General features: G+C 42.5%; 14 protein-coding genes and 1 pseudogene. 6 read left to right on the forward strand and 9 right to left on the reverse strand.

Annotated features, from left to right (window positions below; genetic code table 11):
- Window positions 1-12: 12 nt before the first annotated feature.
- Window positions 13-1,446 carry a cytochrome-c oxidase, cbb3-type subunit I gene (ccoN, locus tag HUS61_RS00840; protein ID WP_036967883.1) on the reverse strand — a complete coding sequence of 478 codons (1,434 nt, stop codon included), beginning with the start codon at window positions 1,444-1,446 and terminating at the stop codon, window positions 13-15.
- Between the two features lie 346 nt (window positions 1,447-1,792).
- On the opposite strand from ccoN, the gene HUS61_RS00845 reads away from it, so the two are divergent.
- From HUS61_RS00845 to HUS61_RS00855, 3 genes are all read left to right on the forward strand, one after another.
- Window positions 1,793-2,212, forward strand: coding sequence for a hypothetical protein (locus HUS61_RS00845; RefSeq protein WP_175081816.1), 420 nt, complete (start codon window positions 1,793-1,795; stop codon window positions 2,210-2,212).
- Between the two features lie 590 nt (window positions 2,213-2,802).
- Window positions 2,803-5,394: a TonB-dependent siderophore receptor gene (locus HUS61_RS00850; protein WP_175081817.1), complete on the forward strand. Its 2,592-nt coding sequence runs from the start codon at window positions 2,803-2,805 to the stop codon at window positions 5,392-5,394.
- 108 nt (window positions 5,395-5,502) lie between these two features.
- Complete coding sequence (locus HUS61_RS00855; RefSeq protein WP_175081818.1) at window positions 5,503-6,879, forward strand: hypothetical protein; 1,377 nt, start codon at window positions 5,503-5,505, stop codon at window positions 6,877-6,879.
- A gap of 42 nt (window positions 6,880-6,921) precedes the next feature.
- Here the strand turns inward: HUS61_RS00855 and HUS61_RS00860 are convergent, their stop codons facing one another.
- The 8 genes from HUS61_RS00860 to HUS61_RS00895 all read right to left on the reverse strand — a co-directional run bounded on the left by HUS61_RS00860 (window position 6,922) and on the right by HUS61_RS00895 (window position 18,651).
- Window positions 6,922-7,185, reverse strand: a complete 264-nt coding sequence (locus HUS61_RS00860; RefSeq protein ID WP_055198739.1) for a hypothetical protein — start codon at window positions 7,183-7,185, stop codon at window positions 6,922-6,924.
- Between the two features lie 11 nt (window positions 7,186-7,196).
- The gene (locus HUS61_RS00865) at window positions 7,197-8,027 is read right to left on the reverse strand and encodes a peptidoglycan binding protein CsiV (protein WP_175081819.1); all 831 of its coding nucleotides are present in this window, start codon (window positions 8,025-8,027) and stop codon (window positions 7,197-7,199) included.
- A complete protein-coding gene (mfd, locus tag HUS61_RS00870; protein WP_063529151.1) occupies window positions 8,027-11,500 on the reverse strand; it encodes a transcription-repair coupling factor in 3,474 nt (1,157 codons plus the stop codon). The genes HUS61_RS00865 and mfd overlap by 1 nt, the downstream gene beginning before the upstream one ends.
- 29 nt (window positions 11,501-11,529) lie before the next feature.
- On the reverse strand, window positions 11,530-12,423 hold the full coding sequence (locus HUS61_RS00875) for a carbon-nitrogen hydrolase (protein WP_175078218.1): 894 nt from the start codon (window positions 12,421-12,423) through the stop codon (window positions 11,530-11,532).
- Complete coding sequence (locus HUS61_RS00880) at window positions 12,416-13,474, reverse strand: agmatine/peptidylarginine deiminase (protein ID WP_175081820.1); 1,059 nt, start codon at window positions 13,472-13,474, stop codon at window positions 12,416-12,418. The genes HUS61_RS00875 and HUS61_RS00880 overlap by 8 nt, the downstream gene beginning before the upstream one ends.
- A gap of 84 nt (window positions 13,475-13,558) precedes the next feature.
- Window positions 13,559-14,152 (reverse strand): PilZ domain-containing protein, encoded by a 594-nt coding sequence (locus HUS61_RS00885; protein WP_058584935.1) that lies wholly within the window; start codon window positions 14,150-14,152, stop codon window positions 13,559-13,561.
- A gap of 105 nt (window positions 14,153-14,257) precedes the next feature.
- Window positions 14,258-17,431, reverse strand: a complete 3,174-nt coding sequence (locus HUS61_RS00890; RefSeq protein WP_175078220.1) for an efflux RND transporter permease subunit — start codon at window positions 17,429-17,431, stop codon at window positions 14,258-14,260.
- Window positions 17,432-17,445: 14 nt separating this feature from the next.
- Window positions 17,446-18,651, reverse strand: a complete 1,206-nt coding sequence (locus tag HUS61_RS00895) for an efflux RND transporter periplasmic adaptor subunit (protein ID WP_175081821.1) — start codon at window positions 18,649-18,651, stop codon at window positions 17,446-17,448.
- A gap of 175 nt (window positions 18,652-18,826) precedes the next feature.
- Here HUS61_RS00895 and HUS61_RS00900 point away from each other — a divergent pair.
- From HUS61_RS00900 to HUS61_RS00910, 3 genes and pseudogenes are all read left to right on the forward strand, one after another.
- A pseudogene (locus HUS61_RS00900) lies at window positions 18,827-19,210 on the forward strand (LysR substrate-binding domain-containing protein); the annotation flags it as partial.
- An 85-nt stretch (window positions 19,211-19,295) separates the two neighbouring features.
- Window positions 19,296-19,856 carry an RNA polymerase sigma factor gene (locus tag HUS61_RS00905; protein WP_055021034.1) on the forward strand — a complete coding sequence of 187 codons (561 nt, stop codon included), beginning with the start codon at window positions 19,296-19,298 and terminating at the stop codon, window positions 19,854-19,856.
- On the forward strand, window positions 19,853-20,923 hold the full coding sequence (locus HUS61_RS00910) for a FecR family protein (protein WP_175078223.1): 1,071 nt from the start codon (window positions 19,853-19,855) through the stop codon (window positions 20,921-20,923). The genes HUS61_RS00905 and HUS61_RS00910 overlap by 4 nt, the downstream gene beginning before the upstream one ends.
- Window positions 20,924-21,028 lie beyond the last annotated feature (105 nt).

Here is a 21,028-nt window from a genome sequence, read left to right on the forward strand (position 1 = left end):
CGTGCTACTCCATTATGCCAATTGTGCGTCAGCGTCTAATTGAAGCGAATCTTTCTTCGCTGCAATAGTACGATAAACGTTGTAAGCCATAATTAGCATACCTGTTACGATGAATACACCGCCTAGGAAACGCATGATATAGAACGGATACGAAGCTTCTAATGACTGTACAAAGCTGTACATTAACGTACCGTCTGAGTTTACTGCACGCCACATTAGACCTTGCATTACACCTGAGATCCACATTGCTACGATGTATAGAACAACACCAACAGTGTGTAACCAGAAGTGCGTGTTAACTAGTTTAACACTGTACATACGGCCTTGTGAGAATAGTGCAGGGATTAGGTGATAGATAGCACCGATAGAGATCATTGCAACCCAACCTAGTGCACCTGAGTGTACGTGACCTACAGTCCAGTCAGTGTAGTGAGAAAGCGCGTTAACTGACTTAATAGCCATCATTGGGCCTTCGAACGTAGACATACCGTAGAAAGATAGAGAAACAACTAAGAAACGAAGTACTGGGTCAGTACGTAGTTTATGCCATGCACCTGATAACGTCATGATACCGTTGATCATACCACCCCAAGATGGAACGAATAGGATAACTGACATAACCATACCTAAGCTTTGCGTCCAGTCTGGAAGCGCAGTGTAGTGTAGGTGGTGAGGACCTGCCCAGATGTATAAAGAAACAAGAGCCCAGAAGTGAACTACCGATAAACGGTAAGAATAAACAGGGCGACCTGCTTGTTTTGGTACGAAGTAGTACATCATACCTAAGAAACCAGCAGTTAATAAGAAACCAACAGCGTTGTGACCGTACCACCACTGAACCATTGCATCTACAGCACCTGCGTAGATAGAGTATGATTTAGTTAGTGAAACAGGAATTGCCATGCTGTTTACAATGTGTAAAACGGCAACAGTAATGATGAAACCAGCGTAGAACCAGTTCGCAACATAGATGTGCGATACTTTACGCTTGATTAACGTACCAAAGAATACAACTGCGTAAGTTACCCAAACAACGGCGATAAGAATATCGATTGGCCATTCAAGTTCTGCGTATTCTTTTGAGCTTGTGATACCTAAAGGTAAGGTAATCGCTGCTAGTACGATAACAAGTTGCCAACCCCAGAAGGTGAAGGCTGCTAGTTTATCTGAGAAAAGGCGCGTTTGACATGTACGTTGTACGACGTAATAAGACGTCGCAAAAAGTGCACTTGTACCAAATGCGAAAATTACTGCGTTCGTGTGTAACGGACGTAGTCGAGAGTAAGTTAACCATGGTGTATCAAAGTTAAGTGCTGGCCAAGCTAATTGGGCAGCAATCAGAACCCCAACACTCATGCCAACGATGCCCCAAATCACTGTCATAATAGCGAATTGGCGTACAACTTTATAATTGTACTCAGTTTGTGATGCTACTGTTTGGCTCATTTTCTGGCTTCCGCTGCAATAAATGCGTTTTAGAAATGAATTACCCACTTTTATTCAAAGTGGGGCCTACTATTACTTCACAAGCGTGTTACCTAAAGCCAACTTAGCGGTGCTAGCTTCAGAAAACAAACTCGAGAAACCCTTATTTTTGCGATGGAAATGATAAAATTTTTGACCTTAAAAAGATAGGTCAATTGCATAAAATTATGACATCAATCAAATTTTAGCGCTTTGTTGGTTATTTTTTGTCAGAGATTGTATTTTTATTAGCTTATTCCATCTAGCATGGTTGTCTTTTCGCGGGTAGCTCACTAGTATCCGCTTTTATTTTATACAGGCAAATAGAGTGCGAACTAGTTTTTTACCCGTTTTCCTTTTCAGTGTATTTTTAGCTGCATGTGATAGCCAAAGTATAGAAGAGGGCAGCACAAGTACAAGTTGTGAGAACAATAGTCATTGTTATTACCCTAATAATGCAGAAGTTTGGCTGAGCAACCCAGATGTCAGCCCTGAGTTGCCTTTTGCAATCAACCTAAAGCTGCCGAAAGGTGCTAAAAACCTCTCTGCTAAACTTGAAGGTGTCACTATGTATATGGGGTTTATTCCACTGCAGTTTAAGCAGAAAGGGCAAGTTTGGGTTGCTGATACTATGGTTGGCGCATGCTCTGAGCCTGTAATGACCTGGAAAATGATGCTCACTTATACTACTGGTGACAATCAACCACAAACTTTGCTTTATTATTTCGATTCACTGCAAACTCGATAACATCCTTTATTGTTATTGTTGATCACAGTTTTTGATTATTTAAAAGCTGTGATTGTCGTTATTCCTACGTCATCTTTTTCTACTTTAATGTTCTTTATTAGCCGTATCTTTATACGGTATTACAAATTGACGGAACAAAAACAAAAATTCTTCCTCTAATACACTGTTTAACGGGCTAACTTTGTCTATTTAGTTAATTTAAGTGAATAACTATGGTTAGCAGTCTTACCAAGCTTTTACGGTTTTTATAACGTTGTGTGATCAACTTGTAAAAATTTCATTTGTAGCACCAATTGGGCTTTAGTTACACTTGATTACAAAGTGCGTGCAATTGATTTCAATCGTGTTTTTTTTGCTACTTAATAATGTTACATTGCTGATGTGGCAGTGTTTTTTTCTGTTAACATTGATACATCGTGAAACCTTGCTACCTAAAATGGGTACGCTATTTTGGGGTTGTTTTTTCTTTGACCTGCCATTCAGTTTTCGTTCAGTTAACTGAGCCTAAGTTGCCCTCCGCTGACTCGTGATTCTAATAATAACGAGCGCTACCTAACTAAAGGTAAATTTCCAACAAGTAGGGTTTTCACATGAAAAAATCAATTCTTGGTTTAGCTGTTGTTTCAGCAATCCCAATGTTCTCAAGCATGCAAGTTTTAGCTGCTGATGATGCAGCAGAGTCTATTGAAAAAATTCAAGTTACAGGTTCTCGCATTAAGCGTACCGATATGGAGACGTCTAGTCCTGTAACTTTAATTGGTGCAGATGACATCAAAGCAATGGGTGCATCAAGCATCGATGGCGTTCTACAAAAAATGACTGCAGCAAGCGGTGCGATGACTAACCCTGCTGTTAACAACGGTTCAGGCGGTAACGCACGTGTTGACCTACGTGGTTTAGGCGCACAACGTACTCTAGTACTAGTAAATGGTCGTCGTATGATCAACTCTGGTACTGGCGCAGCATCTACTGTTGACTTAAACACAATCCCAGTATCAATGATCAAGCAAGTTGAAGTACTAAAAGACGGCGCATCTGCTGTATACGGTACTGACGCGGTAGCTGGTGTTGTTAACATCATCTTAAAAGACGACTTCGAAGGTCTAGACATGAACCTTAATGGTGCTATCACTGGTGAAGGCGATGCAGACGAAACGTCTTTCGATATCACAATGGGTTCAAGCTTTGACCGTGGTAACGTTGTAATTGGTTTACAATACACAGACCGTGGCGACGCTTCTCAAGCAGACCGTGATTTCTCTGATTGTCCAATCGAAGAAGATTACGAAAACGGTAGCTTCTACTGTGGTGGTTCTTCTTACACGCCTTTCGGCCACGTTTGGGCTGAAAATGCAGACTTACAAGGTCAAGCAGACGGCGAGTGGCACGACTTCACTTCAGCAGGTGATGCTTACAACTACTCAGCAACAAGCTACCTTTACACGCCAATGCGTCGTTTAAACCTTACAGGTATCGGCCACTTTGACGTAACAGATGAAACGCGTTTAGTTTCTGAGTTCACTTACTCTAAGCGTTGGTCAACTCAACAAATGGCTCCACAGCCAGTATGGTTTGACTTCACTTACGATGCAGACACAATGGGTGACTCACTTCTTTCTCACGGTGTAGCTGACGGTGAAGACATCTCTTACGGTCGTCGTATGACTGATGTTGGTCCTCGTGGTTATGAGCAAGTTGTTGACACTGTACGTGCAGTAATCGGCCTTGACGGTGCATTCGACAACGGTTGGGGCTGGGATACTTCAGTAGTATTCGGTCGTAACGACTCAGTTGACCGCGCAACTAACCTACTTAACATGGGTTCAATCCAAGACGCAATCGAAGAGGGTGACTTCAACCCACTTAACCAAGCTGATTGGTCAGGTAGCAACCTTGCACAGTACAACTACACTGAAAACAACTCAGGTGGTAGCCAATTATTAGTTCTTTCTGCTGGCCTTAACGGTGAAGTAATGGAACTTCCTGCAGGTTACGTTGGTTTCGCTGCTGGTATCGAGCGTCGTGAAGAAAAAGCATGGTACGTTCCAGATTCACTAACTTCACAAGGTCTTGCAAATGACCCACGTGTTGAACCAACTGGTGGTCGTTTTGACGTAAACGAAGCTTACGTTGAATTCGCTGTTCCACTTCTAGCTGACGCACCATTTGCTCAAATGGTTGACTTAAGCGCTGCTGTTCGTGCATTCGATTACAGCACATTTGGTTCAGATGAGACTTGGAAACTAGGTCTAACTTGGCGTGTAAACGACGAACTAATGCTACGTGCTGTTCGTTCAACTGCATTCCGTGCTCCTACAGTATCTGAGCTTTACCAAGGTAAATCACCTTCATTCGAACAAGTTAACTTCCCTGGTGCACAAGACCAAGCTGAAGTAACTGTTGGTGGTAACGATCAATTAACGCCAGAGCTTGCTGATACAGTAACTGCTGGTTTCGTATACGCTCCAGAATGGTTAGACGGTTTCTCAATGACTGTTGACTACTACGAAATCGAAATCGAAAACTCAATTTCAAGCGTAAACAACCAGTACATCGTTGAAAACTGTCTTGATGCTTCTACAGGCGCATACAAGAACCAAGATACTGCACTATGTCAGTCTTCTGCAATCAACTTCAACCAAAGCACTGGTCGCATTAGCTTCAACAACCAATTACAAAACATTGGTAATGAATCTACTAAAGGTTACGACGTAAACTTCAAGTATGCATTTGAAGCTGCAGGTCTTAACTGGCGCACAGGTCTTGATGTAACAATCCTTGATGAGTACATCGTTGATTCAGGCACAAGCACAATCGATTACACAGGTCTTGTAACTTCAGGTATCGGTAGCTACGCGAAAGTTAAGTCTAACTTCACTCTTAACGCGTCTGGCGACAACTGGGATGCACAATACCAAGCACGTATGATCGACGGCCTAGACAGCTACGCATGTCTTGCTGACGACAGCGAGTGTCTAGTACCAAGCGTTGGTACTGTTGTATACCACGACATCAGCGGTTCATACATCCTGAACGACACAGTGTCATTCTCTGCAGGTGTTAACAACTTATTCGATAAGCAAGCACCTTACTACTCAGGTAACAATGACTCAAACACTGACCCGTACACATACGATGTACTAGGTCGTCGTTTCTTCGCTGGTATGAACATCAAGTTCTAATCTAGTTTGAAATGATTACTAAGGCCCAGTTTTTACTGGGCCTTTTTTATTGTCTGAAAGCCTATCAACGCGTAAACTATAGAGGTACTTTTAACAAACGAGGTGATATTGCTTAAACAAGACGAAAACTTATCTTTTATTATTGAGCCTGAGCTTAAACCACGCACAGAGCAACGACTCGACCTGTATTTCTCCATTCCGAATGAAATGAGTGTTAACCCACAAACACTTAGCGAAGAATCTTTCTTTAACAACAATTTTAAATCGCACCTTGCGTATAACGCTAACAACATTCACTTACCTTTAGTTAGAAGCCGCTTTGTTAGTAAAAACAAAGGTGAACAGCAAGATTATCGGCAAAACTTAAACCTATATTGTTATCAAGTCCGTTTAGCGCTTAATGCCGATATTAAAGACACCCTAAAGCACCAAGAAGCTGAAGAGTTTTACCCTGCAGCCATTGAGTTGTGCGAGCAAACCAAAGGCTTGTTGAAAAAACTAAGACGCTACACCCCAGATGACGAAAAGCTACTGCCATTTTATAAAAACGCTGATAACTACTTAAGCTGGCATGTAGAGCAGTCATTTTTGAAACTACTGGATGAAGGACCGCGCAGTAGTGATTTTGCAAAAGAACGCAGTGAGCTATTAGAGTTTTGCAAAAATGAAAACAGTTACCGTGAAGAGCAAGAATATAACTCGCAATCGACACTTGAAGATGCCAACCGTATCACCAACAAAATGCGCCTATTACAACGTTTGATTGAGCATGGAGTGGTGCTTACACGTAGCACGCGTCACTTAAACAGTTATTTAAAACGTATGGTAAAGGGCACGGTGACCGCTGTGATCATGGCCTTTGTGATGTTAGTTGTGTTAAATGCTCGCTCAAACTTTACCGAAGTAACAGCGACGTTGATTTTGATCTTGGGTGTTATTTATGGTCTTCGTGAAATATTTAAAGAAGACATAACACGGGTGATCTGGCGAGCTATCGTACGAGGGCGACCTAAATGGCGCTTTCAATTTAAAAACAGCATAACCAAAGACAAAATTGCCAGCCAATACATTTGGCTTGAATACACCAGTTTTAAACGCCTGCCTAAAGCGGTAAGAAGAATTTTTTCAAAGCGCCGCCATCAAAATAAACAGGCTGCTCAGTGGCTGCATTTTGCAAGCGAAACACAAGTTAACGCGAAAGAGTTTTTACCTGGCTACGATACCTTGCAACAAACCATGCAATTTAGCTTGGCACCGTTTGCTCGTTATTTAAAGCGGGGTGAAGGTAAGCTCTATCATCTAGATAGCAATAAAATCTCTAAGAAAGCCGTAGAGAGGCGTTATCAGTTAAATGTGGTATTAGTGTTTACACAAAGCGAAGATGAAACTTTGTATCAGCGCTACAAGATTACGTTAAATCGCAGCAAAATTGTTAATATTGAGCGTATTTACTCACAAACTGACATTCTGCAAGATGAAAGATGAAAGATGAAAGATGAAAGGGTGGCCTTGGCCACCCATTTCGGTTTATTTAGCGTCTAAACCTGTTTTGCTGTAAAGCGATACTTTGTCTGATACTAAGGTAATTTCGATGTTTTTATCTTTGTTACCCCAGATACAGTTAGTGTGTAGTGTCTTTTCTTCACACTTATCAGCTGAACCTAAAATAGCTTCAACCTCAGTTTTATCCATACCAATTTCAATTTTTTCGTAGTTCTCTAAATTTACTTTTGAGCAACCAGCTAAAGTAAGTGCCGCAGCCGCTGCTGCAATTGCCATATATTTTTTCATAATTGTATCCATTAATGGTTGTAGCGTCTTATTTGCACGATCATCCCCATACGTGGGTGATCAAAATAATGTATCTCGTTACTGATCACACGTTTGAATTGTGAAAAACGTGCTTTTTCGTAATCACCAGTTTCTAAGCGCTGACTAATATCAAAATCTGCGTTTATAAACAGGTAGTGACGAACATAAATCTTCATTAAACCGTCTAATTCCCACTCTGGCACATTTTGCAGTTGGTCGGGAATATAGCGCTCAGTAGGGCCGACTAAACTAATAAAATCGTTGTTTTCTTCTACAGGACTTGCGTGTTTTGCTAAGTGCTCGCCGGCAAAGAGGCGGATGCTAGGTGCTCTTTTTTCACTCATTTCAGGAAAACGCCAGCCGGTGTGTAAAATTGGGGTTAAGCCTTTTCTATCAAGCTGATTTTTTTGCTCAACAAACTGTAATTGTTCTGGCGCCATTAAATAAATGTCGTCAGTGTCTTCACGGGGTTCAACAACGGGTGTCACAGGCAGTTGACTATAGCTAGCTAAAAAATCAACACTGTCATCACACACGTTAGAGTGAGGGTTGGTATTGACTAAAGAATCTGTGAACGAATCTGAGCGAAAGCGGCTATCACCTTCAATACAAGCCTGCTTTGCCTGCTCTGTGTATGCAGGAGATAATAAATCCTTGCTACGCTTAGCCTTGATTTCATCGTGTTTTAGGCTGAAATCTTCCTGTAAGTAGGGGGCTGGGCGCTGTTTATAAATAAGAACTTCAATTTCGAACCAACGTGTTGCAAATGACGAGCTTGTAAATAAGCAACAAAGCAGTAGTAAACTATTTCTAAACAACATTAATGGCTAACCTTTTTTTCGAAATCTGCAATCATTGCAGTGACCATTTTTAAGCGTTCGCGAGCGTTGGCTTCGCTAATTGCAAAGCGCAGTTTATTTGCGCCATCCATTTTATACACCTGCGGTGCACTTTGTATCAAACCTATAATGAAGCTAGGGTTAACCTTTGTATGCTGGCTAAACTCAAAATAACCGCCTTTCGGGTTTGCTTCAATCTTCTTAATGCCAATATTACTTGCTTGCAGTTTTAATTGTTGCAAGCTGAATAAGTTTTTCGTGGCGTCAGGCAGTAGACCAAAACGGTCAATCAGCTCTACCTGTAACTCGTCCATATCATTGAGGTTAGCACAGCTTGCAATGCGTTTATAGATACCTAAACGTACGTTTACATCATGAATATAATCATCTGGTAATAACGCTGGCAGCTTTAAGTCTACCTCAGTTTGCTGACCTAATAAGTTCTCAAGGGTTGGCTCTTTACCTTCTTTGAGGGAGTTAACCGCTTGCTCAAGCATTTCCATATACAAACTAAAACCAATGGTTTGCATTTGACCTGATTGATCATCACCAAGCAGTTCACCGGCACCACGAATTTCTAAGTCATGGGTTGCGAGCGCAAAACCTGCACCCAAGTCTTCCAGTGATTCAATCGCTTCAAGGCGTTTAACCGCATCTTTACTGAGTGATTTAGGGTTACCAGTCAGTAGGTAGGCATACGCTTGGTGATGGCTTCGGCCAACACGACCACGCAACTGATGCAGTTGTGCCAGACCCAGCTTATCTGCTCTATCCATAATAATGGTGTTGGCAGTGGGTACATCGATACCGGTTTCGATAATAGTGGTACACACAATCACGTTATATTTTTGGTGATAAAAATCACTCATAATTTGCTCAAGCTCGCGCTCTCGCATTTGACCATGTGCCGTTGTTACGCTGGCTTCAGGTACCCATTCACTGATTTCTTCAGCAACTCGGTCTATGGTTTCAACATTATTATGTAAGAAATACACCTGACCACCGCGTTTAATCTCACGCAGAATTGCTTCGCGAATTAGTTCAGCATCTCTTTGTCTAACAAAGGTTTTAACCGCTAAACGTTTTGCAGGCGGTGTGGCTATGATTGATAAGTCGCGCATGCCACTCATTGCCATGTTTAATGTACGTGGGATAGGGGTTGCTGTAAGCGTTAAAATATCGACATCGGCACGTAATGCTTTGATTTTTTCTTTTTGACGCACCCCAAAACGGTGCTCTTCGTCAACAATCAATAAGCCCAAATCTTTAAATTGAATATCTTGTTGAATAAGCTTGTGAGTACCAATCACGATATCTAATTTACCCTCAGCCATTTTATCGAGGGTGTCTTTTTGTTCTTTGGTTGAGTTAAAGCGCGATAAAACACCCACCTCAATTGGTAAATCGGCAAAACGGTCTTTAAAGTTTTCATAATGCTGCTGTGCAAGCAGTGTGGTTGGTACAAGTACCGCAACTTGCTTGTTATCATTCACTGCCACAAAGGCTGCGCGCATTGCCACTTCGGTTTTGCCAAAGCCAACGTCACCACATACTAAACGGTCCATCGCTTGCTTGCTTTGCATATCACCGAGCACAGACTCAATGGCGTTGCGTTGATCGTCAGTTTCTTCAAATGGGAAGCTGTCGCTAAATTGACGATAAGCACTGCCATCAAGCTTAAATTTATTGCCAGGCTTTGCTTGGCGTTTAGCGTAAATATCTAAGAGTTCAGCAGCCACATCACGGACTTTTTCAGCGGCACGTTTCTTGGCTTTTTCCCACGCATCGGAGCCTAATTTATGGAGCGGGGCAGAGGCCTCTTCGCCACCAGAATAGCGGCTGAGCATATGTAACGCAGAAACGGGCACGTATAGTTTTGCCTCGTTAGCGTAGATGATCGTAACAAACTCAGTGATCACACCGGCTGCATCAATGGTTTCAAGGCCTTGGTAGCGGCCTACACCATGATCAAGGTGTACAATCGGTTGACCTTCACGTAGCTCAGCAAGGTTACGAATAAGCGCATCTTGGCTGGCTTCGTACTTATGTTTACGGCGTCGACGCTGCGAGACCTTAATGCCTAATAACTCTTGCTCTGTGATAATGGTTAAACGCGGCTTACCGTCTAGCACCACACTTTGCTCAAGTGGCGAAACGATTAGGCCAACATCACTCGAACTATTGGTAAAATCGCTAAACGATTCAAATTCTTTAAGCTTTAAACCACTTGGTTTTAATAAGGTGAGTAATGATTCACGGCGGCCATCCGATTCAACCGAGAGCAGCACGCGGCCTTTTTGTTTTTTCTCACTGGCAACATAGTCAATTAAACCTTGGTACGGTTCATGTAACTTATGATCAATACGAACATTTGGCAGCTCTTTACTAGCAAGGTTGGTGTGACCCGCTTTGGTGCCTAATTTTGCTTGCGATAAACGAATGCGCGCGTATTTACCAAATTCACCAAATAGTTCATTAACGCTTTGATACAGTTTTACAGGTTCAAGTAAAGGTCTGAGCGGATCAACACGGCGGTTTTCATAGCGTACATTCACATCATGCCAAAACTGATCAGCAGCATGCTCAATATCGCCAAAATGCATAAAGGTTGTATTACTTGGTAAGTAATCGAAGATAGTTGCCAATTCATCAAAAAACAGTGGCATGTAATATTCGATACCCGCAGGCCAGGTTCCTTTAGTCACCTGCATATAAATTGAGTCTTGTTCAGAGCTTGCGCCAAATTGTTCACGATAGTTGATACGAAAACGCTCAATGTCTGAGTCGTTAGTTGGGAATTCGTGGGCTGGCAGTAACTCAATTTTGTCGACCTTTTCATCTGAGCGCTGGCTTTCAACATCAAATAAGCGAATGCTGTCGAGCTCATCATCAAAAAAGTCTAAACGGAATGGGTGTGGGCTACCCATAGGGTATAAGTCAACGATAGAGCCGCGAATCGCGTATTCACCGTGCTCCATAACTTGTTGTACATGTAAATAGCCCGCTTGTTCTAAGTTTTCACGCAGTGTGTGGGTATCTAGGGTATCGCCCACTTTAAAGTTAAGGGTTGAACCATAAATAAACGAAGCAGGGGCAGTACGCAGCATTAAGGTCGACACTGGCACGATTAATACGCTTTGTTGTTCTTTTTTTAAGGTATTTAACGTGGCTAAGCGCGCCGAAATAATATCTTGATGGGGCGAAAAATGATCATAAGGGAGCGTTTCCCAGTCAGGGAAGACCATGACTGGGTTTTCAGGCAACAGAAATTCGAGTTCAGTTTCAAGGCGAAGGGCGCTTGGTGTATCTGGGGTGACAATCACAACCAGCTCGTTGTGTTGTTTTACACCTTCTGCGATTGCGATGCTAAGCCCGCTACCGGTTAGTTGTCCCCATTGAATTTTATCTTTTTCAGATTTTACCCAAGGCAATGCTGCCCATTGCGCAAACGCCATTTACTACTCCTTTAAACTGTTTTTACTGCTTAGTCTCGATAAATCTTGGTTAAGTCCTGATAGTGATCGATACGACGATCACGAAGGTAAGGCCAAATTCGACGTATGTTTTCACTACGTGCTTGGTCTAATTCAACAACTAATAATTGCTCATCACTGTTGTTCGCTTCAGCTAAGATTTCACCTTGAGGGCCCGCGATAAATGAGTTACCCCAGAACTGAATACCTTCACTTTGAGCGCTTGGATCACTTTCGTGGCCAACACGGTTACAGCTGATCACCGGCACGCCGTTGGCAACTGCATGAGCACGTTGTGAAATAACCCAGGCGTCTTTTTGACGTGTTTGCTCGTCTTTTTCATCACGCGGGTCCCAGCCAATGGCTGTTGGGTAAATTAAAATTTCAGCACCGGCCATTGCCATTAAGCGTGCCGCCTCTGGGAACCATTGATCCCAACAAACTAACACGCCTAATTTGCCAACAGAGGTTTGAATAGGCTCAAAACCTAAATCACCCGGTGTGAAATAAAACTTCTCGTAAAAACCTGGGTCATCAGGAATATGCATTTTTCGGTATTTACCGGCAATGCTGCCGTCAGTTTCAAGTACCACAGCAGTATTGTGATAAAGACCCGTAGCGCGCTTTTCGAATAATGATGACACGATCACCACATTGAGCTCTTTGGCAAGTGCACCTAAGGTGTCTGTACTTGGACCCGGGATTGTTTCTGCTAAATCAAAAACGTCTACATCTTCGGTTTGGCAAAAATACAAGCTACGGTGTAGCTCTTGAAGAACAATAAGCTTAGCGCCTTGGCTTGCTGCATCACGAATACCAGCAATTGATTTTGCCATATTGTCTTGAGCATTATCGGTGTTTGATTGCTGAACAAGAGCAACCTTTAAATGCGTTGGTTTAGTCATTGTTTGTTCCTGCTAAAAAGCCGCGCGGTAATTGCATTGTAATACAGTGTAAGCTGCCAAATTGGTGAATAATTGGCACACAATTAATACCCACCACAGTGTGATTTGGGTATGCTTTGGCAACCTGACCAAGCGCCAGTTGGTCGTTTTCGTCACCATAAACTGGTACTAAAACGGTTTTATTGATAATTAAATAATTAGCGTAGGTGGCAGGTAGTCTGTCACCATCTTCATCGAACACTGCTTTTGGCCAAGGTAAGGCAATCAGCGTGTAGTTTTCACCCTCTGCTGTTTTAAATGATTGCAGTTGTTTTTCCATTGCATCAAGGGCTGCAAAGTGCTCATCACTTTTATCGTCGCACTTAACATAAACAAGGGTGTTGTTCGGGGCAAAACGTACCAGCGTATCAATATGGCTGTCGGTATCATCACCTGCAAGGTAACCGTGATCAACCCAAAGAAACGACGTAGCACCTAGTTGCTCAACAAGCGTTTGTTCTATATCTGCTTTTGTGAGTTCAGGGTTACGATTTGGGTTTAATAAGCACTCGCTGGTTGTGAGTAGCACGCCGTGTTCATTGATTTCGACGCCACCGCCTTCAAGAACCAGATCACTTTGCTGATAACCATTTTTAGGGCTCGCGACTTGATTTACAAGTACTTGATTAATTTGATTATCAAGATCACTTGCAAACTTATTGCCCCAACCATTAAAAATAAAATCCATTACTTTCAATTGAGTTGCGTCATCAATATTTGCACAGGTCAATGGGCCATGGTCACGTGCCCAAGTATCGTTACACGGTGTCACCACAAAGTGAATGCGATTAGCATCAACCTCTGCATTTGCAAGTAAAGCTGCAATATGTGCTTTGAGAGTATTATCATGAGCTACAATCACAACATCTTGTTGTTGGCTTATTGCTTGGCAAAGTGCTACATACACAGGCTCAACAGCGGTTAAATTTGCTGCCCAATCAGTGTCTTGATGAGGCCAAGTGAGCATAACGGCATCTTGCTCAGCCCATTCAGGTAAAAGTCTAAATTTCATGAAGGTATTAAACAAACTAAGGTGGGGCTAGTTTAGCATTTTAGCCATAGATGTCAGCTTTTTGTGCGCGATAAAGCGTGATTTTTAACTGTCTTGTTGATTGTTTTCTTGCTGACGTTTTTTAAGTTGGCGTGTTTGTGCGTGCAGGGCTGCTCTTACGACTAAATCTTGGTCAGCATCGCGAATGGCAGTAAACAATAATGTGTATTGGTATTTATCATCATCGCATTTTTCAATGGCCACTAATTCGGTATAGCAATAAATGGCAGATGCTTCGTGCTGCAAGAACAACTTAGTACGAAATGTTTGCCCTAATTCATACACATCAGCTGAGGTAAGTTTTACACCACCACCGCCATAACTATCGCAATAGTTTGCGTTATCGTCAGGCTGCTCTGAGGCTAAGATGTGACTCATGATTAAATCAATTTTACGAGATTGTGCCTGTAAAAAGGCTGCCAGTTCTTGCGCAACATCACCCAGATTACGCAGTGGTCGTAAGCTTGTTTGTTCAAGTTCGTTTACTTCGTTGGCAAGTTTAAATAGGGCAGGGATATCCGCTTCAAGTTCAGCATTGGTTTTTGGCACAGCACTTGGTTCAACCGCATATAAATTGACACGGTTGCTCTCGTTGATTTGAAAATATTGTTCAAATTCGGCTAATTTTTGATTATTCATGCTGTACTCCACACATCTTTCCTTAATACTAGCGTTCGAAGCAGTAAATTGCTAGTAATCAAATAATCAAAAAAAAGGGCAAACTCATTGTTTGCCCTTCATTTTTTACAGGTTACCCTCTTGGGTTTTAACATGTTCTTGTTGATGATGTTCTGCTATCTCATCAGCAAGCTCTTGTCTTGAACGTTTTTCAGTTAACTTACGCGCCGTTAACCAATAAAAGAACAGCGGCACAAAGAATACGGCAAGGAATGTCGCTGCCATCATACCGCCCATCACACCGGTACCAACACTGTGACGAGCACCGGCACCTGCGCCAGAGCTCAGTACTAAAGGCACAACGCCCAAAATGAAAGCAAGCGAAGTCATAATGATAGGTCGAAAACGTAAACGCGCAGCCTCAAGAGCAGCCGTACTTGCGCTCCAGCCTTGTTGATGTTTCATCAAGGCGTATTCAACAATAAGAATTGCGTTTTTACTAGCAAGACCAAGTAGTGTTACCAGACCAATTTGGAAGTATACATCGTTTGTCATGCCAACAACCCAAACCGCTATAAGCGCACCAAAGGTACCAAATGGCAAGGCAAGCATCACAGACAGTGGTAACGACCAACGCTCATACAGCGCTGCTAGAATCAAAAATACCATGATCACAGCAAGACCTAAGGCAATTCCTGTGGTGCCTGAACTGCGTTTTTCTTGGAATGCAGAGCCTGTCCATTCGTAGGTCATATTAGGTGGTAATACTGCTTGTGCAATACGCTCAACCTCAGCAATAGCTTGACCCGAACTGTAACCTGGAGCTGCATTACCCATCAGTTTAACAGCAGGTAAGTTGTTATAACGATTTAGGTTTTCAGGGCCTCGGCTATACTCGATAGTGGTAAAGGCTGAAAGCGGCACCATAGTACCTTGGTTGTTTTTAACATAGATACGACCAATGTCATCAGGCTTCATTCTAAATTCAGCATCTGCAGACATTAGTACTTGCCATGCGCGACCAAATTTATTGAAGTCGTTAACGTAATAAGTCCCTAAGTTACCTGCAAGGGCAGTGAACGCATCATCAATTTCGACACCCATGGCACGGGCTTGTTCACGGTCAACATCAACACGTAGCTGTGGTGCATCAGGGCGCCAAAGAGTTTGCAGACCACTGATGATAGGGCTCTTTTGTGCTTCAGCTGTCATCAATTGCATTGCATGTTGAAGTTTGTCTGGGTCGCTATCACCTTTGTTTTGAATATAAAACTCAAAGCCACCTGTGTTACCTAAACCAAAAATTGCAGGCGGATTAAAGGCAAGCACGAGTGCCTCTTTAATACCTGCTGTTTTCATGAAGAGCTCTTGCACCAGCGCTTTGGTATCAACTTCACGCTCATCCCAATGCTTTTGTGTCACGAATAATGTTGCAGCACTGTTTTTGTAACCACCGCCAATAAAGTCAAAACCGGTAAACGCCACCACGTTTTCGTTCGCTGGGTTTGATTGCACGGCCTCAACAACTTGCTGCGTGACTTGCTCTGTGCGTTCAAGTGACGAACCGTCAGGTAAGAAAATTGCAGATATGTAATAACCTTGGTCTTCATCTGGCACAAGTGAACCAGGGGTGTTTTGCCAAAGGCCAATCGTTGCTGCAACCATACCTGTCATTAAGATCAGCCCTAACAGACCACGGCGCACCATAAATCCAACAGCACCTACGTAACGGCCGGTGATCTTGGTAAACATGTCGTTAAACCATAAGAAGAAGCGGGCAGTTTGTTTGTGTTCTTGTTTTAAAATAAGTACACAAAGCGCTGGCGTCATCGTTAAAGCAACGACACCCGATAAACTTACAGCAATCGAAATAGTAATAGCGAACTGGCGGAATAGCTCACCGGTTAAGCCACCTAAAAACGCAATTGGCACAAACACTGAACAAAGTACTAAAACAATTGCCACCACAGGGCCGCTTACTTCGCCCATCGCTTTAACAGCGGCGTCTCTGGCACCTAGGCCTTCTTCATGCATGATACGCTCAACGTTTTCAAGTACCACGATGGCATCATCAACAACAATACCAATCGACAGCACCATACCGAATAAGGTGAGTGAGTTAATTGAATAACCCAGCATATACATACCGGCAAATGTGCCCAGTAGTGACACTGGTACTGCAAGGGTTGGAATAAGCGTTGCGCGCCAGTTTTGTAAGAATAAATACACCACTAAGAATACCAATACCATGGCTTCAAGTAGTGTTTTTACAACTTCACGAATCGATACTTCAACAAAGCGGGTTGTGTCGTATGACGTTAAATGAGCAAGACCGGTCGGGAACTGGCTTTTCATTTCTTCAATAACACTGTTTACTTCTTCAGCTACATCAAGAGCGTTAGCACCAGGTTGCAAGAAGATACCTAACAGTACCGCTTCTTTACCGTTAATTGTTCCTTTGAAGTTATAGTCTTTTGAGCCAAGCTCAACGCGGGCTACGTCTTTTAAGCGTAAGCTACTACCGTCTGTGTTTGAACGAATAATGATATTTTCAAACTGCTCAGGCTCAGACAAACGCCCTTGTGCAGTTACACTGTAAACGAGCTCTTGTGGAGATTGCGTAGTAGGTGTGGCACCAATTTTACCTGCCGCGTATTGCGAGTTTTGTACACGAATTGCCCCTGCAATTTCTTCAACAGTGACACCTAATTGGCTCATCACATCAGGGCGCAACCAAATACGCATTGCGTAATCTTTGGCACCAAAAATTTGTACACTGGTGGTGCCAGGAATACGTTTAACACGGTCAAGCACATTCATAGTGACATAGTTTGATGTCCATAAACTCGATCGTGTTCCATCTGGTGAGTAAAAGGCATGAACTTGTAAAAAGCTAGAAGAGCCTTTTTGAACTACCACACCTTGGCGACGCGTTTCTTCAGGTAAACGGGCTTCAACCTGTTTAACACGGTTGTTTACGTTAACGGCTGCTTGGTCAACATCAGTACCAATTTCAAAAGTAACTTCGATGGTCGTTGAACCTGCACTGGTTGACGTTGATGACATATACATCATGCCTTCAACACCGGTAATGGCATTTTCAATCGGTGTGGCAACCGTTTGCTCAAGTACATCGGCAGATGCACCTGGGTAGGCTGCGGTTACTTGTACAACCGGTGGTGCTATTTCAGGATATTGCGCCACAGGTAAGCTGCGCATCGCAGCAAGGCCCGCAAGCACAATAACAATAGAGATAACAAACGCAAAAATGGGTCTGTCTATAAAGTAACGAGAAAACATAAGACTCCCTGTGCTTATTCTGCGTGGCTAGGGTTAGCGGCAGGTTGGCCAACATTGACTGGCATACCCGGGAAGAAAATACGTGCCATGCCATCAACAATAACTTGGTCGCCTTCTTTTAAACCACTGCGAATTAACCAAAAGTTTTGGTATTGCTCGTTTTCTGGTTTTTTGATCCATTCACCTACAGTAACAGGGGCAGGTAAAGCGACATCCATACCTTGCTCGTTTTTACTTACTACATAAACAAACTTACCGGTGCCGTTATCAAGTACTGCACGTTGCGGAACAATGAAAGCGTTTTTGCGTACTGCACCACTTAACTCAACGCGAACGAACTGGCCCGGGCGAAGTTGAAAATCAGGGTTAGGAATAATTGCCTGAAACTCACTGGTACCTGTGTTTGGATTAATACGCACATCAGAGAAGTTAACTTCACCGGTTTGTCCGTATAACGAACCATCTTGCAGTTTAATTTGTGTTTTCCAGTGGCCTTGCTCAGGTAATGTTAGTGAGCCATTTTTAACATCTTGACGCATTTGCAGTTGTTCACGCTCAGATAAGCCAAAACGAATACGAATAGGGTCAAACTGAGTCATTTGAGTTAGTAATAAATCTGGACCAGAAACATAAGTTCCCTCAGAAACAAACTCACGTCCCATTACACCTGCGACAGGGGCTTTTACTTGCGCATATTCAAGGTTTAGTTGCGCTTCTTTTAAGGCAACTTTTGCTGCGGCTAAATCAGTTTTTGCAATATCATTGGCTGAGCTTGCGTTATCGTAATCACGTTGTGAAACAGACTTTTCGGCACGTAGTTTAGCTAATCGTTTAACGTCACGGTCAGCTTGAACAAGCGCTGCTTTTGCACCATCAAGTGCAGCTTGTGCTCGGTCAACCGCAAGTTGATAAGGTTCTAGGTCAATTGTAAACAGTGATTGGCCTTGCTCTACACGCTGACCTTCTTCAAAGTTGCGTGATTCAAGAATACCGGTGACACGGGCACGAACTTCAACCTCTTTTGAACCAGACAGCGTCGCTGGTAGCTCAATAGTAAAAGGGGCATCGTGAGTTTCCATTGTCATAGTCGCGACAGCAGCGGGGTGCATTTGACCCTGTTGTTGCTGTGGCGCTTCAGAACAACCTTGCAGTAGCAAAGGAGCAGAAATTAATAACAACGCAGATAATGATAATTTGGCAGGTGCGAAAGGCAGACGCATGTTTACTCCACAGTCCAATTGTTAAGTAGGTATGCATAAAAAATAGTCTATTAGCATGAAAGACGTCACTATGCATATTCATTTAGCGTTTAGTTTATACCCAAAAAAGATAAAGGTACACCCTGTAGTTTACTTTTTATTGAGCACAAAAAAACGCAAAGCATGTTTACTTAATTTGTGCGCAGCATCGAGCTATATTGAAAAATATGGGCAACCTAAGTCGGTGGCTGATCTTAAAGACCATTACTGGCTGTGTTTGCCATGGCAGCGACAGCTTAAATTTAACGAAGGCGGACAAGTCATTAATTATAATGCGAGAACGCGTTTTACTGTATCTAACTCAGATAAAATGACACAGGCGGCGATTGCAGGCCATGGCATAGCGATTAAATCTTATATTGTAATTAAAGATGATTTAGCCGAAGGGCGGTTAATCGAAATACTCCCTAATAGCCTTGTTGATGCTGACGCGCCAGTATGGTTTTTAAAATCACAAAACAGCCTAGTGACGCGCAAAACAGAGGTTTTTTATGAGTTTATGAAATCTTTGTTTACCTAAGGTACAAAAACTTAACAAATGGCTTGTAATTAAACTGAAATCTCGTACCCTAAAGCAATAAAAATATAATAAAGGTGAGTTAAGGATGACAGATCAAACTGGGGTTATCACCGCTTTTACCGAGATATCGAGCAAGCTTAGGCGCTTTGTATCACGTATCGTCAGCCCTGATGATGTAGAAGATATTGTGCAAGAGACGTTTATAAAAAGTTATGAAGCTGATCTTAAGCAAAATATCGAATATACTCACAGTTATATGCTGAAAACGGCTAAGCATTTGGCGTTAAATCATATCGCTAAATGGGACAATAAATACAAAGAATCGTTAGATGAACAACAGCAGGTTGAGCATCACATGCGTTCAATGGCACTTGAAGATGAAGTGACTTCTAAAGAACGTTTTTTGTTTTTTTGCCGTGTGACTAACGAATTAAGCCCTCAGGTTAAAAAATGTTTTATCTTAAAAAAAGTCTATGGCTTAAGCCAAAAGGAAATTGCAGCTAAAATGAGTCTTAGCGAAAGTACTGTTGAAAAACATATAGCCAAAGGCTTATTACATGTTCACCGAGCAATGAAATCACACGACGTACAACCACAGGCATTTACCCCAACTACAGAGTTCACTGCAAAAGAGGTGAACAAATGAGTAATGTCCATCCATTTTCATCAAAAGACATGATTCAAGAGCAAGCGAGTCAATGGATCAGTGCAATTGATCGTGGCCTATCTAAAGATGAAGTAAGCCAATTACATTTGTGGGCTCACCAAAGTGCGGCTCATCAAGAGGCATTATTTGAACTTGCGACCTTATGGGATGAAATGAGTGTACTTAACGAGTTAAGTAGTTTGTTTCCATATAAAGCACCGCAAAAGCAACCTGCAGTGTTTGGTATGGCAACCGCTGCCAGCTTTTTAGTGGCAATGCTTCTTGGTTCTATCATGCTTATCTATTCAAGCTATTGGCAAAGTGAAGAAAACGATTACGCCAAATTCAGCAAAATTTACCGCACCAAAGTGGGTGAGCAAGCTGAATTTGTGTTACCAGACAGCACTATTGTTCAGCTTAATACCAATACTAAACTCGAAGTTGCCTACTCAGGCGATCGCCGTCAGTTGATTTTGAGCCGCGGTGAAGGGCGCTTCAATGTTGCCAAAGATCCAAGCCGTCCGTTTACGGTTATTGCTGGTGATAAATCATTTACTGCACTTGGTACGGTGTTTAATGTTCAGCGAAATACCGCTTCAGACCTAGAGCTAGTGGTGACTGAGGGCAAGGTGATGATTGCTGATCCGAATACGCAGGTTAATGCTAGCGACTTTAATCGTTTAAAAGATGCCTCAGATAACAGTGCAGATATTAAAGCGCTTCGCGCTAATGTTGTTGTATCTGGTGAGAAAGCACTAATAAAACAAAGTAAAACAGAGCCAATTAAACAGTTATCGGTTGATGACGTACAACGTGATTTGGCATGGCAACAAGAAATGCTGATTTTTAATGGCGAGTCTTTAGGCGAAGCACTGCAAGAAGTAAGTCGTTATACTGCCACACGTTTTGAATTAAATGACCCAGAGCTTGCCTCATTAAAAGTGGCTGGTGTGTTTAAAACTGGCGACATTAAAGGTTTGCTTGATTCTTTACAGGCCAACTTAGGTGTAGAACATCAACGTTTAGGTGAACATCGTGTTAGCTTAACTATCGCTGCAAAAGGTTAGTTCTGTCTATGAGAATACGCCAATGTAATGATGTTAATTGTGCGCCACCTTCTCGTCACAAAAAATTAATTAAAAAAAAGTTAAATTTACATAGCGGATTTTTCT

This window comes from Pseudoalteromonas sp. 0802 (assembly GCF_013350085.1).
Classification (GTDB): domain Bacteria; phylum Pseudomonadota; class Gammaproteobacteria; order Enterobacterales; family Alteromonadaceae; genus Pseudoalteromonas.